This window comes from Streptomyces sp. AN091965, assembly GCF_022698285.1.
Classification (GTDB): domain Bacteria; phylum Actinomycetota; class Actinomycetes; order Streptomycetales; family Streptomycetaceae; genus Streptomyces.
This window is the reverse complement of record NZ_JALDMY010000001.1, coordinates 2380742-2396172: the sequence shown is the minus strand read 5'-3', so window position 1 is coordinate 2396172 and position 15431 is coordinate 2380742. Positions and strand designations below refer to the sequence as shown.

Annotated in this window: 13 protein-coding genes; 6 read left to right on the top strand and 7 right to left on the bottom strand. The window is 73.4% G+C overall.

Going from position 1 to position 15431, the window contains the following annotated elements; all coding sequences use genetic code 11:
- Positions 1-189: 189 nt before the first annotated feature.
- Together MQV74_RS09720 and MQV74_RS09715 are read right to left on the bottom strand one after the other, a co-directional pair.
- Positions 190-2451, bottom strand: coding sequence for a helix-hairpin-helix domain-containing protein (locus MQV74_RS09720; RefSeq protein WP_242715858.1), 2262 nt, complete (start codon positions 2449-2451; stop codon positions 190-192).
- Complete coding sequence (locus MQV74_RS09715) at positions 2448-3437, bottom strand: aldo/keto reductase (RefSeq protein ID WP_242715856.1); 990 nt, start codon at positions 3435-3437, stop codon at positions 2448-2450. The genes MQV74_RS09720 and MQV74_RS09715 overlap by 4 nt, the downstream gene beginning before the upstream one ends.
- 211 nt (positions 3438-3648) lie before the next feature.
- Between MQV74_RS09715 and MQV74_RS09710 the strand changes: the two genes are divergently transcribed.
- Both MQV74_RS09710 and MQV74_RS09705 read left to right on the top strand, forming a co-directional pair.
- Entirely contained in the window at positions 3649-4710 is a 1062-nt protein-coding gene (locus tag MQV74_RS09710) for an LLM class F420-dependent oxidoreductase (RefSeq protein WP_172387599.1), read from the top strand.
- A gap of 221 nt (positions 4711-4931) precedes the next feature.
- Positions 4932-5720 carry a ferritin-like domain-containing protein gene (locus tag MQV74_RS09705; protein WP_242715854.1) on the top strand — a complete coding sequence of 263 codons (789 nt, stop codon included), beginning with the start codon at positions 4932-4934 and terminating at the stop codon, positions 5718-5720.
- A 57-nt stretch (positions 5721-5777) separates the two neighbouring features.
- Here the strand turns inward: MQV74_RS09705 and corA are convergent, their stop codons facing one another.
- On the bottom strand, positions 5778-6776 hold the full coding sequence (corA, locus tag MQV74_RS09700) for a magnesium/cobalt transporter CorA (protein ID WP_242715852.1): 999 nt from the start codon (positions 6774-6776) through the stop codon (positions 5778-5780).
- 62 nt (positions 6777-6838) lie between these two features.
- Here corA and MQV74_RS09695 point away from each other — a divergent pair, with 62 nt between their 5' ends.
- The 4 genes from MQV74_RS09695 (at position 6839) to mshC (ending at position 10324) form a co-directional block, all read left to right on the top strand.
- Positions 6839-7525, top strand: a complete 687-nt coding sequence (locus MQV74_RS09695; RefSeq protein ID WP_242715850.1) for a histidine phosphatase family protein — start codon at positions 6839-6841, stop codon at positions 7523-7525.
- 107 nt (positions 7526-7632) lie between these two features.
- Positions 7633-8223: a DUF3090 domain-containing protein gene (locus MQV74_RS09690; RefSeq protein WP_242715848.1), complete on the top strand. Its 591-nt coding sequence runs from the start codon at positions 7633-7635 to the stop codon at positions 8221-8223.
- On the top strand, positions 8187-9017 hold the full coding sequence (locus MQV74_RS09685; protein WP_242715846.1) for an SCO1664 family protein: 831 nt from the start codon (positions 8187-8189) through the stop codon (positions 9015-9017). Before MQV74_RS09690 ends, MQV74_RS09685 begins: the two co-directional genes overlap by 37 nt.
- A 77-nt stretch (positions 9018-9094) precedes the next feature.
- Positions 9095-10324, top strand: a complete 1230-nt coding sequence (gene mshC / locus MQV74_RS09680) for a cysteine--1-D-myo-inosityl 2-amino-2-deoxy-alpha-D-glucopyranoside ligase (protein WP_242715844.1) — start codon at positions 9095-9097, stop codon at positions 10322-10324.
- Between the two features lie 112 nt (positions 10325-10436).
- Here the strand turns inward: mshC and MQV74_RS09675 are convergent, their stop codons facing one another.
- The 4 genes from MQV74_RS09675 to MQV74_RS09660 all read right to left on the bottom strand — a co-directional run bounded on the left by MQV74_RS09675 (position 10437) and on the right by MQV74_RS09660 (position 15380).
- Positions 10437-11147, bottom strand: a complete 711-nt coding sequence (locus MQV74_RS09675; protein WP_242715842.1) for a hypothetical protein — start codon at positions 11145-11147, stop codon at positions 10437-10439.
- Between the two features lie 74 nt (positions 11148-11221).
- Positions 11222-12976, bottom strand: coding sequence for a S8 family peptidase (locus tag MQV74_RS09670; RefSeq protein WP_242715840.1), 1755 nt, complete (start codon positions 12974-12976; stop codon positions 11222-11224).
- Between the two features lie 278 nt (positions 12977-13254).
- Entirely contained in the window at positions 13255-14550 is a 1296-nt protein-coding gene (locus tag MQV74_RS09665) for a PAC2 family protein (RefSeq protein WP_242715838.1), read from the bottom strand.
- A 158-nt stretch (positions 14551-14708) separates the two neighbouring features.
- A complete protein-coding gene (locus MQV74_RS09660) occupies positions 14709-15380 on the bottom strand; it encodes a FadR/GntR family transcriptional regulator (protein ID WP_242715836.1) in 672 nt (223 codons plus the stop codon).
- Between the last annotated feature and the right edge of the window lie 51 nt (positions 15381-15431).

Here is a 15431-nt window from a genome sequence, read left to right as displayed (position 1 = left end):
TGCGCCCCACCGGTGGCCCCGGGCGTCTCCGGCCTCGATGCCTCAGGCTCCGTCGCCCCAGGCCGCTTCGCCCCGGGCCGCGACGCCTCAGGCCTCGTCGCGGCTGCTCGCGCCCCTGCGGCGGAGCCGTACGCGGACACACGGACGCCCCCCGGCGGTGACCCGGCCGGGGGGGCGTGCGCGTGCTTCCTAGTCCGTCTCGGGCAGCTGCGGCCGCAGCAGCGTGCGCAGCCGGGTCGTGCGCTCCTTGGCCGGGCGCTCCGCGACCGCCTGGGGCAGGGCCTGCGCGACCCCCTGGACCACCGACAGATGGCGCTCGGCACGGCTGAACGCCGCGTACACCCAGGGCCGGGTCAGGGCCGCGGCGGCGTCGCCCGGCAGCACCACGACCGCGGCGGGCCAGCGGCGGCCGGCCGCCTGGTGCGCGGTGACGGCCCAGGCGTGCCGCACGCTCTGCTCCACCCGCTCCTTCGCCACGACCACGGGGGCGCCGTCGCACTCCAGGTGCAGGCCCTCCGCGTCGGCCCGCACGACACGGCCGAGCGCCGTGCGGCCGGGCACCGGGGCGTGGGCGACGCGGTCGCCCGGGTCGAAGCCGCCGAAGCGGCCGGGGCCGGGGTTCAGCCGCTCCTTCAGCGCCGCGTTCAGCGCGCGGGTGCCCGCGGCTCCGCCGTGGCCCGGCGTGATGACCTGCGTGTGCTCGGCGGGCACGCCGATGGCGCGGGGCACGGAGTCGGCGACGAGCTGCACCGTGCGCCGGATCGCGTCCGCGGCGTCGCGCACCGGGACGATCACGACTTCCTTGTCCGGCGCTGCGACCTCGGTGAGCTCGCCGACGCCGATGCCGGACACCAGCTCCCCGACGGGCCCGGGATCCGGGGTGCGCGAGGCGATCTGCGGGCAGGCACGGGCCGCGAGCACGTCGGCGAAGACCCGGCCGGGGCCCGCCGACCACAGCACGCCCGGATCGCCGCTGAGCACCAGGCGGGCGCCGTCCGGCAGCGACTCGACGAGCATGGCCGCCGCCTCCACGTCCAGCTGCGGCGCGTCCAGGACCACGAGGAGGTCCACGGCCAGGGCGCCGTCGGCGTCCCGTCCGGGCCCCTGCTGCCCGGACAGGAGCCCGGCCACGGTGACGGCGCAGCCCTCACCCTCGCCGTCGTCCGAGCCGGTGCCCGCCTGCTCGGCGAGGCGGCGCTGCCCGTCCGCCGTGTGCGCGGCCGCGCACACCCGCAGGCCGAGCGAGCGCGCCGCAGCCACCAGGGCGGCGGGCTCGGCCCGTGCCGCCTCGCCGCCGGTGTGCAGCACCAGGCCGTGCGCGGCGACGGCGCGGATCAGCTCGGCGGCGGAGCCGGACGCCGCGCCCGCGGCGGACTCCCAGGCCTCGGCGCCCGGGCCCGAACCGTCGTCCTTCGGCAGGGAGTTGATGACGCGGGCCAGGCCGTCGGCGAGGCTCTCCTCCGCCATCGCGTACCGCTCGAGGCCGAACAGGACACGGACCGGAGCAGCTGCCTCCGCCTCGGACTCGGCACCCTCGTCACCCGGGGCGGGGGCCGGGGCCTCCTGCGGGGCGTCCTCCAGCGCGTCCTGGAAGACGAGCACGTCCCCCTCGGCGAGGGCGCCCTGCGCGGCCTCCTCCGGGTCCGGCACGGCGCGCTGCCCGAGAGCCGCGGTGAGGGCGGCCGCGTCGAGGGCCGTGTGCCCCGCGAGGGCGGCCTGCTCCAGGAGCCACACCGTCAGGGCGCGGCCCCGGCGCTCGTCCCCGGGTCCGCACGCGTCGCCGAGCAGCGCCCGCGCGAAGCCGTCGGCCTGCTCGGGCCGCACCCCGGGGAGGCGCAGCAACTGCCAGGGGTCCTCGCGCAGACGCTCGTCGGCACCCTCGCCGAGCGCGGCCGCCGCCCTGGGCGCGAGCGCGCCGGGCGCGCCGCCCTCGGCGAGCACCGCCGCCACCGCGGCGACGGCCTCCCCCGCGGGCTCGGCCGGTGCCGCGGGGGCCTCGGGGGCCGGGCGCCGCACCGGCTCCGGCGCGGGCCTGCGCGGCGCGACGGGCTGGGGCTCGCGGAACGCGGAGGCCACGGGCTTCTCCCCGCTCTCCACCGCCCGCACCGCCGCGAGCAGGTCAGCCGCCGTGCCCTGGAGCTTGGCGCCCGCCTCCAGCGGGCCCTCCTTGGCGGCCTTGCGCTCCTCGATCCGCTGCCGCAGCTCCCGCTGGGCGGCCAGCTCGGCCTCGGCCTCGGACAGCTCGCTCCCCGCCTCGGCCTTGCCCTCGGCGTCCGCCGCGCTCTCGGGCCCGTCGTCCGTCCCGGTCGCGTCGGCCTCCGCGTCCTCGGTCGGCGCGGCGGCCTCCTCCGGCGTGGCGTCGGCTTCCGGTGCGGCCTCGGCCTCGGGCTCCGCCGCGGCCTGTGGGGCCTCGGGCTCGGCAACCTCCGCGGCAGCGGACTCCGTACTCACAGCGTGCTCCAGTCCTGGTCTGGGTAGCGGTGCACGGGCGCCGACACGTCGTCGAGCGCCTGGCAGATCTCGTCAGGAAGACTAAGGGTCTCCACTGACAACGCCGCCGTGAGCTGCTGCGCGTTGCGTGCGCCGACGATCGGGGCGGTCACTCCGGGGCGGTCGCGCACCCAGGCGAGCGCCACCTGGAGCGGGCTCACGGCGAGCCCGTCCGCCGCTATGGCGACGGCGTCCACGACACGGCTCGCCGCCTCGTCCAGATACGGCGCGACGAAGGGCGCGAACTGCTCGGAGGCGCCCCGCGAGTCCGAGGGGGTCGCGTGCCGGTACTTGCCGGTCAGGACGCCGCGGCCGAGCGGCGACGACGGCAGCAGGCCCACGCCCAGGTCGAGCGCCGCGGGCAGCACTTCGCGCTCGATGCCGCGCTGGAGCAGGGAGTACTCCATCTGCGTACTGGCGAGGCGGGTGCGGGCGCTGGGGACGGCCAGCTGCCACGTCGCGGCCTTCGCGAGCTGCCAGCCGCTGAAGTTGGACACGCCCGCGTACCGTGCGCGGCCGCTGGTGACCGCGATGTCCAGGGCCTGGAGCGTCTCCTCCAGCGGCGTCTCCGGGTCGAAGGCGTGCACCTGCCAGATGTCCACATAGTCGGTGCCGAGGCGGGCGAGGGAGGCGTCGAGCGCCGACAGGAGGTGGCCGCGCGAGCAGTCGAAGCGGCGGTCGGGGTCCGGCACGCTGCCCGCCTTGGTCGCGATGACCAGGTCGCGGCGCGGCACGAGCCGCTCCACGAGGCGGCCGAGGAGGTACTCGGCCTCGCCGTCGCCGTACACGTCGGCCGTGTCGACGAGGGTGCCGCCCGCCTCCCAGAAGGCCTTCAGCAGGTCCGCGGCGTCGTTCTCACCGGTCTCTTCGGGGCGGCCCCAGGTGAGGGTGCCGAGCCCGATCCGGGACACGCGCAGACCCGTGCGGCCGAGATGCCTCTGCTCCATGGCGCGAGATTACTGGCCATGCCTCCACGCAGGGCATGCCTGTGGACAAACGCGCGGGTGTGGACAACCTGATGCCCCCCAAGGGCCCCACCGGGGCGGACCCGCGGCGCCGACCGGGGCGCACCCGCGCGGTCGGCCCCTGACGGATCGCACGGCCGCGCGCTACAGTCCCCGGCACAGGGACGTTACTCATCAGTAAGGGGATTCGGCCATGCAGCTCGGGATCAACCTCGGCTACTGGGGCGCGGGGATGGACGCGGACAACCTCACCGTCGCGAAGGAGGCCGACAAGCTGGGCTACGCGGTCTGCTGGGCGGCCGAGGCCTATGGCTCGGACGCGGCCACCGTGCTGTCCTGGGTCGCGGCCCAGACCGAGCGCATCGACATCGGCTCGGCGATCTTCCAGATCCCGGCCCGGCAGCCCGCGATGACGGCGATGACGGCGGCCACCCTCGACTCGCTGTCCGGCGGCCGCTTCCGTCTGGGCCTCGGCGTCTCGGGCCCGCAGGTCTCCGAGGGCTGGTACGGCGTGAAGTTCGACAAGCCGCTGGCCCGCACGCGCGAGTACGTCGAGATCGTCCGCAGGGCGATGACCCGCGAGCGCCTGTCGTACGAGGGCGAGCACTGGACGCTGCCCCTGCCGGGCGGCCCCGGCAAGCCCCTCAAGCTCACCGTGCACCCGCAGCGCGAGCACATCCCGCTGTACATCGCGGCGATCGGCCCCAAGAACCTGGAGCAGACGGGCGAGATCGCCGACGGCGCCCTGTTGATCTTCCCGGCCGCCGAGCACCTGGAGGAGACCGCTCTCAAGCACCTGCGGGCCGGGCGCGAGAAGGCCGGGAAGACGATGGAGGGTTTCGACGTCGTGCCGACGCTGCCGCTGGCCGTCGGCAAGGACGGCGACGGAGACATCGACGCGCTGGCCGACATGTTCCGGCCGTACGCGGCGCTGTACGTGGGCGGCATGGGCAGCCGCAAGCAGAACTTCTACAACCAGCTCGCGTGCCGCATGGGCTACGAGAAGGAAGCGGCCGAGATCCAGGAGAAGTACCTGTCGGGCGACAAGGACGGCGCGGCCGCCGCCGTGCCGCGCTCGCTCATCGACTCGACGTCGCTGCTCGGCTCCGTGGACCGGATCGCCGACCGGATGCGGGCCTACGCGGCGGCCGGGGTCACCACCCTCACCCTGTCGCCCGCGGGCTTCACGCTCGAGGAGCGGCTCACCGCGCTGCGGGCGGGCACCGAGGCCCTGGAGCGGGCCGGGGTGGCCTGACGATTTCTGCGGCCGTGGTGGGGGCTCGGGGGGTCTTCCCCGCCACGGCCGTCACGGAGCACAACGCCGCGACGAGCCCTCCGGTTACGGCTCCGTTCGGCCCGCCGAACTCCTTCGTTCGGCGGAGCTGGCCCATACAGCTGTTGCCTACTCCCGCACTCCGCATTTGACTCGTTCTTTGCGGAAGTCCGTGTGTGCGTGACGGCATGGAGGTGCCTGGGATGCTTTCGGCCAAGAGTCTCTTCGGGGAGATCGTCGACAACGACGAGTCGTTCCGGCTGTTCTGCTCCATCGCGGCCAGCGGGGAGTCCCAGGGCGGCTGGGAGAACGGGCGCATCGCCGCCCTCGTGCCCGAGAGCCAGCGCGCCCTCGCCCCCAAGATCACCCGGCACGGCGCCGACGAGGACAAGCACGGGCGGATCTTCCAGGCGCTCCTGCGCAAGCGCGGCCTGGAGCCCTGCGAGGTCCCGCACGACACCGACTACACGATGCTCCTGGAGAAGCACGGCATCGGCCTCGCGCACGACAAGCTCCGCGCCGACGTGCCGCTGACCGAGCGGGACATCATCACGTACCTGGCGCACAGCCGGGTCACCGAGCAGCGGGCCGCCGACCAGATGGTCATGCTCCGCAAGCACTTCGCCGACCACCCGGAGATCGGCAAGGCCGTGAAGATGATCTCGAACGACGAGGACAACCACCTGGCCTACTGCCACGAGGAGCTGCTCCGCTTCGCGTACGCGGGCCACGGCCGAGCCATCCAGCGCACGCTCCAGGAGACCGCGCACGTCGAGATCCGGATCTACCGCGACGTCAGCCTCGCCGTCATGGAGCGCATGGGCCGCGTCCTCGGCTGGACGCCCACGAAGGCCAGGGCCCTCGCGGCGGGCATCCACGCCCTGTACGCGTACGAACGCGTCGGCGGCTGGCGCAAGATGGTGAGCCTGCGGATGCCCGAGCGGCGCGACGCCCTGGGCGGTCCCGCGACCACGGCACCCGAATTCGCCTGACCGCCCCGCACAGGCCCCTCGCGCGGGCGCGCGGCCCGCCACGCGCGCGTGGTGGGGCTACAGCCAGCCCCGGCGCTTGAACGTCCGGTACAGGACCACTTCCAGAACGGCCATCAGCAGGATCACCGCCGGGTACGCCCACCACCAGGCCAGCTCGGGCATGTGCTCGAAGTTCATGCCGTAGACACCCGCGATCATCGTGGGAACGGCCGCCATGGCCGCCCACGCGGAGATCTTCCGCATGTCGTCGTTCTGCCGGACGCTCATCTGCGCCAGGTGCGCCGACAGGATGTCGGTCACCAGGCGGTCCAGGCCCTCCACGGACTCGTTCACCCGCGTCAGATGGTCGCTGACGTCCCGCAGATACGGCTGCGCCGACTCGTTCACGTACGGCACGGTGCGGCCGGGCGGGCCCACCCCGGCGAGCCGGGAGAGCGGCATCGCGAGCGGCCCCGTGGCCCGGCGGAACTCCAGGATCTGGCGCTTGAACCGGTAGATCCGCGACGCCGAGTTCCGCGAGCCGCCGCTGTCCGGCGAGAACACCTCCGCCTCCAGGACCTCCAGGTCCGTCTGGAGCTCCTCGGCGACCTCCAGATAGTGGTCCACGACGGCGTCGGCGATGGAGTAGAGCACCGCCGTCGGGCCGTGCTTCAGGACTTCCGGTTCCGCTTCCAGTCGGTGCCGTACGCTGCCGAGCGGCGCGCCCTCGCCGTGCCGGACCGTCACCACGAACGAGTCCCCCATGAAGATCATGAGCTCGCCCGACGACACCGTGTCGCTCTCCGGTTCGTACACCACCGGCTTCAGGACCATGAACAGCGAGTCCTCGTACACCTCCAGCTTCGGCCGCTGGTGCGCCTTGAGGGCGTCCTCGACCGCCAGCGGATGCAGCGCGAACTCCTGGGTGACCCGGTCGAACTCGTCCTCCGTCGGCTCGTGCACGCCGATCCACACGAAGGCGTCCCCCGCAGCGCGCGCCTCGTCCAGGGCGTCGGAGAAGTCCGCCGGGCCCTCGGTCCGGCGCCCGTGCTGGTAGATGGCACAGTCGACGATCACGCTGGGCATTCTTCCCAAGCAGCACTGCTGCCGCACCCGCTCGGCGGCTTAGGCTGACCCGCATGCCCACGCTGATCCTCGTTAGGCACGGCCGCTCCACGGCCAACACCGCAGGCCTGCTCGCCGGGTGGACCCCCGGTGTCGCCCTCGACGAGCGCGGCGCGCGACAGGCCGCCGCGCTGCCCGGACGCCTCGCCGCGCTGCCGCTCGCCGAAGCCGTCACCAGCCCCCTCCAGCGCTGCCGGGAGACCCTCGCGCCGCTCGCGGCCGCCCGCCCGGACCTCACCGTCCACACCGACGACCGCATCGGTGAGTGCCACTACGGCGACTGGTCCGGCCGCAAGCTGGCCGAGCTGTCCGACGAGCCGCTGATGGAGGTCGTCCAGCAGCACCCGTCCGCCGCCGCCTTCCCCGGCGGCGAGTCCCTGCGCGCCATGCAGACCCGCGCCGCCGAGGCCGTACGCGAGTGGAACGCGCGCGTGGAGCGCGACCACGGCCCCGACGCCGTGTACCTCATGTGCTCCCACGGTGACATCATCAAGTCCCTCGTCGCCGACGCCATCGGACTGCATCTCGACCTCTTTCAGCGGATCTCCGTAGAACCGTGTTCCATCACGGCGATCCGTTACACACGGCTGCGCCCCTTCCTCGTCCGCCTCGGGGACACCGGGGACTTCGGGTCCCTGGCCCCGCGCGTCGAGCCGGCGAGCGGGGATGCTCAGGTGGGGGGAGACACCGGCGCACCGTGAGACGCGCGATGACCGTGATCGTCGCCCGCAGTAGGGTTCAGTGCAGTTGTCGCGCCAAGAACATGCACGCGCCAAGAACATGCAGTCGATTCCAATGGAGACAGGACGTGCCCCGTCAGGTGTTCCTCTACGACCCGCCGGAACGCTTCGTTGCCGGAACGGTAGGTCTTCCCGGGCGGCGTACCTTCTTCCTCCAGGCGTCCGCCGGAGTGCGAGTGACCAGCGTCGCCCTGGAGAAGACCCAGGTGGCCGCCCTCGCCGAACGCATGGAAGAACTCCTCGACGAGGTGGTGCGGCGGAGCGGGGGCAGCGCGGCGGTGCCCGCCGTGGCGCCCACCGAGGTCGCCGACAGCGCCCCGCTCGACTCGCCCGTCGAGGAGGAGTTCCGGGTCGGCACGATGGCCCTGGCCTGGGACGGCGAGGCCGAACGGATGATCGTGGAGGCGCAGGCCCTCGTCGAGCTGGACGCGGACTCCGACGAGGACCTCGCGGAGGCCGAGGAAAGGCTCCTGCAGGACGAGGAGAACGGCCCGCCGATGCTGCGCGTCCGGCTCACCGGGGTGCAGGCCAGAGCCTTCACCAAGCGTGCCCTCGACGTCGTGAACGCCGGGCGTCCGCCGTGCCCGCTGTGCAGCCTGCCGCTCGACCCGGAAGGACACGTATGCCCGCGCCAGAACGGATACCGGCGGGGAGCCTGACCGCCACGGAGCTGCTCACCCGCGGTGAGCTGACCGTGCGCGGGCAGATCCGGCAGGCGTCCAACGCGGTGCTGTACTGCTCGGTCGCGCACGACGGCGCCTCGGTGTCCTGCGTGTACAAACCCGTCGCCGGGGAGCGGCCCCTGTGGGACTTCCCCGACGGCACGCTCGCCGAGCGCGAGGTCGCCGCGTACGAGGTCTCCGAGGCGCTGGGCTGGGGGCTCGTGCCGCCCACGGTGCTGCGGGACGGGCCCTACGGCGAGGGCATGGTCCAGCTGTGGATCGACTCGCCCGGCGACGCCGCCGAGGGCGCGGAGCTGCTCGCCCTCGTCGACGGGGAGGAGCCCGGGGACGGCTGGAAGGCCGTCGGGTTCGCCGAGGTCGCAGAGGGCCGCACGGCGCTGCTCGTGCACGCGGACGACACCCGGCTGCGGCGGCTCGCCGTGCTCGACGCGGTGATCAACAACGCGGACCGCAAGGGCGGGCATCTGATCGTGGGGGCCGCGGAGCGGCTGTACGGGATCGACCACGGGGTCACGTTCCACGTGCAGGACAAGCTGCGGACGCTGCTGTGGGGGTGGGCGGGGGAGAAGCTCACGGATGAGGCCGTCGCCGCTCTGGGGGCCTTGCGGGAGGCTCTCGCCGCGGAGGGGGCGCTGGCCTCGCGGCTGGCGGAGCTGCTCACCGCGGCCGAGGTGGAGGCCACCCGGGAGCGGGTGGACGCGCTGCTCGCCGCGGGGCGGCATCCGTCGCCTTCGGGGGAGTGGCCTGCGATTCCCTGGCCGCCGGTGTAGGCGGTTCCGCGGGGACGGAGGACCGGGGATGGTCCCCGGGGTCGTATGTGGACGGTGCATCCGGTTAGGCTCATGGCATGTATGCCTGGCCCGCTTCTGAGGTCCCCGTCCTGCCTGGCAAGGGCCGCGACCTCCGGATCCACGACACCGCGACCGGTGGCCTCGTCACCCTCGAGCCCGGTCCCGTCGCCCGTCTCTACGTCTGCGGCATCACTCCGTACGACGCGACCCACATGGGTCACGCGGCGACCTACAACGCGTTCGACCTCGTGCAGCGCGTGTGGCTCGACACCAAGCGGCAGGTGCACTACGTACAGAACGTGACCGACGTGGACGACCCCCTCCTGGAGCGGGCGAACCGCGACGGCAAGGACTGGGTGGAACTCGCGCAGGCCGAGACCGCGCTGTTCCGCGAGGACATGACCGCCCTGCGGCTGCTCCCGCCCAAGGAGTACGTCGGCGCCGTCGAGTCGATACCCGGGATCGTGCCCCTCGTGGAGCGGCTGCGGGACCAGGGTGCCGCGTACGAGCTCGAAGGGGACGTCTACTTCTCCGTAGAGGCCGATCCGCACTTCGGCGAGGTGTCGGGTCTCGACGCCGCCGCCATGCGGCTGCTCTCCGCCGAGCGCGGCGGCGACCCGGACCGGCCCGGCAAGAAGAACCCGCTCGACCCGATGCTGTGGATGGCGGCCCGCGAGGGCGAGCCCAGCTGGGACGGCGCCTCGCTCGGCCGCGGCAGGCCCGGCTGGCACATCGAGTGCGTGGCCATCGCCCTCGACCACCTGGGCATGAGCTTCGACGTGCAGGGCGGCGGCTCCGACCTCGTCTTCCCGCACCACGAGATGGGCGCGTCGCACGCCCAGGCCCTGACCGGGGAGCACCCCTTCGCCAAGGCGTACGTCCACGCCGGGATGGTCGCGCTCGACGGCGCCAAGATGTCCAAGTCCAAGGGCAACCTGGTGTTCGTGTCGAAGCTGCGGCGCGACGGGGTCGACCCCGTCGCCATCCGGCTCGCGCTCCTCGCCCACCACTACCGCGCCGACTGGGAGTGGACCGACCAGGCCCTCCAGGACGCCGTCGAGCGCCTCGGGCGCTGGCGTGCCGCCGTGTCCCGGCCGGACGGGCCGTCGGCCGAGCACCTCGTCGAGGAGCTGCGCGAGGCCCTCGCCAACGACCTGGACGCGCCCGCCGCGCTCGCCGCCGTGGACCGCTGGGCCGCCCGTCAGGACGCCGAGGGCGGCACGGACGAGGGGGCGCCCGGCGTGGTGTCGCGCGCCGTCGACGCCCTGCTCGGCGTGGCCCTGTAAGCACGCCGACGTGGCCCTGTAGGCCACGCGGACAGCCGCGAGCGGCGCCGGGCGGGAAGGACTCCGCCCGGCGCCGCCGTCTCACCGGTGCCTCAGACGCCCGCCGTACGGATCACCTGGTGATCACGATGGCGAGCAGGATGCCCGGGTTGTTGGTGTCGTAGTAGCCGATGACCGGCTGCCCGTACGCGAACGCCTCCTGCACCTGGTCGCGGGTGCGGTCGAGCGGGTTGATGAAGACGCGCCAGTCGCCGTCCACGTGCAGATAGAGCAGCGTGGCCTGGCCGGGCAGCGGCTGGATGACGTCCCAGAAGCTCTCCGCCACGTTGCCCGACAGGGCCTGGGTGGAGATCGTGGGCGCCTGTGCCTGCGGGACCTGCTGCTGGCCGAGCTGCTGGAGCAGCTGCTGGAACGGCTGCTGCTGGCCGAGCTGCTGCATCTGCTGGCGCAGGTGCGGCGGGATCTGCTGGCCCTGGACCTGCTGGCCGATGCCCTGCTGACCCGGCATCTGCTGGCCGATGCCCTGCTGGCCGAACGGCTGCTGCTGGCCCTGCTGGCCCTGCTGCCCGAACGGCCGCTGCTGGCCGATCTGGCCCTGCTGACCCATCTGCGGCGGCGCGGTGCTCGGGCCCTGCTGGCCGAAGGGCTGCTGGCCGTACTGCTGCTGCGAGAAGGGCTGCTGCGCGAACGGCTGTTGCTGGGTTTGCTGCTGCTGGAACGGCTGCTGCTGGCCGAACGGTTGCTGTTGGCCGTACTGCTGCGAGCCGGGGGGCTGCTGACCGTACTGCTGGCCCAGCTGACTCATTTGCGGGGTGGTGCTCATGCGGGTGCCACCTTCCGTCAATGGTCGGTCCGTTTGCCGTGCTTCGTGCGCTTGCCGTGCGCTTGCCGTGGTGTTCAGCCCGTGACGACCAGGCCGACGACCTCGTCGTCCGAGAACCAGACACGGACGTCGGGGGATCCGCCCGCGAAGGCGGAGTGCACCGCCTGGCGGATCTCCGGGGTCGGATGGTTCAGGTTGCGCCACTCCCCGGCCACGAAGAGCCGCAGACGTGGCGGGAGTTCCGGCGGATAGGGGAGCAGCTCGTCCCAGTAGCGCTCGGCGCGGCCCGAGCCCACCGCCGACGGCAGCAGCTTGGTGACCGCCGCCTTGATGTCGGGGCGGTTGCCGATCCGCTGCGACGCCGGGCGGCCCGGCGCGTCCTGTTGCGGCGAGCCCGTCGCCCGAAGGACCGCACGCGCGCGTGGGGACGTCATCGGCTGCTGGCCCGCCGCCTTGAGCATGCCTTGCAGCGAGACGAGCGCGCCGACCACGATCGGGGACGCCGACGACGTGCCGGAGAACGTGTCGGTGTACCAGGCGATCTCCTCCACACCGCCCTGGAGGTCGCCCGGCTGGTTCCAGAAGCCGCCGGTCGTCGTGGTCTCGCGGCCCCAGCCCTGCGCGTCGACGCGCGCCCCGTAGTTGGAGAACGCCAGGCGCGAGCGGTCCGGGCCGTGGTCGCGGCCGTGCGTACCGGGCGGCGGCGCGCCCGCGCCGACCAGGACGGCGTCGGACGACGGGTTCGACGGGTTGAACGGGTTGCGCCACCAGGACGGGAACTCGTCCGGACGGCGCTCGTAGCGGGCGTCGTCGAGCGACTCGGCGCCGTTGCCCGCGGCCCCGACGACGACGATGCCCTTCGCGGTGGCGTAGCGGACCGCCGCGTAGTCGTCGGGCCACCATTCGACGGCGATGTAGCCGCGCTGGTCGTCGCGGTCCTCGAAGTCGAACCTCGGTCCCGGCCGGTGCAGTTCGATGAGGATGACGTCGCCGGGCGCGAGCCGGTCCGCGGCCGCGTGGATGGTCGCCGCCGTGCCGCTGGGCAGGAAGGACGCGGCCGCCGTCACGGCGTCCGGCACGATGCCGGTGACGCCGAAGGAGTTGCGGTCGCCACCCATCACGCCGATCACGGCCGTGCCGTGGTTGCGCCAGGACAGGTCCTGGACCGGGGTGCCGATGACCACGCCCGCGAGCCGCGCGGACAGGTCCTCGTGGCTGAGCTGCCAGGCGCCCTCGATGTCGATGACGGTCACGCCGTCACCGCCGCCGCCGAGCCGCTGCCAGGCCCACTGCGCGTCCACGCCCTCGGGGGCCGGGCGCAGATAGCCCTGGCGGCCGGTGAAGTCGGGGGTGACCGGAGCGCCTTCCTTGCGGCGCCGGCCCTCGTCGGGCTCGCTGCCGCCGCCCTGCTGCCCGATCGCGCCGAGGGTGGCGGGGACGGCACCGGGCTTGACGTACGCCGTGTCGATGCCGGGCAGCGCCGCGATCCGCGCGCGCAGCTCCGGAGCCCGGTCCTCGCTGCCGCGCACCCGGTAGAAGAGGGTCAGGTCGGGCACGTCGTCCACGGTGCCCGCCGCTGCCGCCTGGAGCCGGTCCTCGCTGCCGAACAGCGGCTCCAGGGTGAGTTGTTCGTCGCTGAGGAACATGTTCAGGGCCGAGAGGTCGGCGCCTGTCGCCGAGCGGACACCGTGTTCCTGGGCGCGCAGCCGGGCCTCCGGCCGTGCGACGACGATGAGTTCCTGCTCGGTCGCCCGATAGGTGAATCCCGCTCCGTCGGGTCCAGGGCCACTGCCTCCCGGATCGTCGCCCTGCCGCACCTGGTCGGTCATCGCTTCACCGCTCCCTTCGGTTGCCGCACCCCGGGCGTTCGGTCGCTGCACACCCTGCTACCGCTCGGCCGGAACGTCCAGACCCCTTTCCCTCAACTGCGTTTGAACAGAAGTTGATAGGGGAACCGTGTGCAATTCATCGACAATCCCATGTCACGCCGCAAACCGGCCAAAGGTCGCGAGACGGATGGGGTGGGAGCGCACGAAGGGGCGGCACCCGCGCGGGTGCCGCCCCTTCCTGCTGCCGGGCGGGCTGGTGCGTCCGGGGACGCGGCCGCTCAGTCCTCGGAGGAATCCCCGGGCTCGGCGTCCGGCTCCGCCGTGTCCGGTGCGGCCGGGTCCGAGGCCGTCGTGTCCGAGGCCGTCGTGTCCGAGGCGGTCGGGTCCGAGGCGGCCGGGTCCGGAGTGGCCGGGCCGTCCTCCGGCGCGGCGCCCGTGGCGCCGACCGGCCTGTCGCCGGGCCTGTCGGTCGGCTTGTCGGCCGACGCGTCGCCCGTCCTGCCGTCGGGCTTGTCCTCGCCCTCGCCCTTGCCTTCGCCCTCGGCCTTGTCCTCTGCCGACGGCTTCGCCGCGGAGCCGGTGCCGGAGCCAGAGCCGGTGCCGGTGCCGGACTCCGGGCCCGTGTCCGGGCGCGGCTGCGGCTTGGGCGGGCGGGTGCGCTCGCTCGGGGCGTCCCGCAGATAGGCCGCGCCCTCGCCCTCCGACGCCACCCCGCCGACCTGGCCGGGGCCGCCCCCGTCGCGCCGCCGCAGATAGCGCTCGAACTCGCGGGCGATGGCTTCGCCCGAGGCCTCCGGCAGCTCCGCGGTGTCCCGCGCCTCCTCCAGGGACTGCACGTACTCGGCGACCTCGCTGTCCTCGGCCGCCAGCTGGTCGACGCCCAGCTGCCAGGCGCGCGCGTCCTCCGTCAGCTCGCCGAGGGGGATCCTGAGGTCGATCAGGTCCTCCAGGCGGTTGAGCAGCGCGAGCGTCGCCTTCGGGTTCGGCGGCTGCGAGACGTAGTGCGGCACGGCCGCCCACAGGCTGACCGCGGGCACGCCCGCGTGCGTGCACGCCTCCTGGAGGATGCCGACGATGCCCGTCGGGCCCTCGTACTTGGTCTCCTCCAGGTCCATGCTGCGCGCCAGGTCCGGATCGGAGGTGACGCCGCTGACCGGGACCGGCCGGGTGTGCGGGGTGTCACCGAGCAGCGCGCCCATGATCACGACCAGTTCGACGCCCAGCTCGTGGGCGAAGCCGAGGAGTTCGTTGCAGAACGAACGCCAGCGCATGGACGGCTCGATGCCCCGGACCAGGACCAGGTCGCGCGGCTTCTCGCCGCCGACGCGGACGACCGAGAGCCGGGTCGTCGGCCACGTGATCTTGCGCACGCCGCCGTCCAGCCACACCGTGGGGCGGTTGACCTGGAAGTCGTAGTAGTCCTCGGCGTCCAGTGCCGCGAAGACCTCGCCCTTCCACTCCTTGTCGAGATGCGCGACCGCGGTGGAGGCGGCGTCGCCGGCGTCGTTCCAGCCCTCGAACGCGGCCACCATGACCGGGTCGATCAGCTCGGGTACCCCCTCGAGCTCGATCACCCAGGCCTCCTTCCGACGTTCTCCGCTAAGTACGCCCCAACCTTACGGCGTCCCGCGGGGGCCTCCGCAGCCCCCCGGCGGCGCCGAGTGCCGGATCACTGCCCAGGTCAATCGCGCCTCACTCCTGCCGTGCCCGGTTCGGCCGCGGAGCCCGGAGTTCAGAGGGTGGAGCGCAGCCACTGCTCCACGCTCGCGATGTGCACGGTCGCCCAGGACCTGGCCGCTTCCGCGTCCCGGTCCCGCAGGGCGCCGAGGATCGCCCGGTGCTCGCGCAGCGTGCGGCTGACCGCGTCCTCCTGGGTGAGGCCGCGCCAGACGCGGGCCCGCGTCGTCGGCCCGGACAGGCCGTCGAGCAGCGAGCACAGGACGGAGTTCCCCGACCACTGGACGATGCCGCGGTGGAACTCCAGGTCGCAGGCCACCAGCTCCTCCACGGACGGCGCGGCGCCGAGGGCGTCCAACTGCTCCGTCAGGGCGTCCAGTTCCGCCTCGCTGATCCGCGCGGCCGCCATCGCCGTCGCGGCGGGCTCCAGGATGCGGCGTACGGCGAGGAACTCCAGGACCGTGTCGTCGCGGTGGAAGTCGACCACGAAGCTCAGGGCTTCGAGGAGCAGCTGCGGATCGAGGCTGGTGACGTAGGTGCCGTCGCCCTGTCGTACGTCGAGGATGCGGATCAGGGAGAGCGCGCGCACCGCCTCGCGCAGCGAGTTGCGGGACAGGCCGAGTTCGGCGGCCAGCTCGCTCTCCTTGGGGAGGCGGTCGCCGGGGCGCAGCGCACCCGAGACGATCATGCCCTTGATCTTTTCGATGGCCTCGTCCGTGACAGCCATGGGGACCTCGCCTCGGTGAAGAGCAGCAGGAACGGACATCGGATGTCCGGT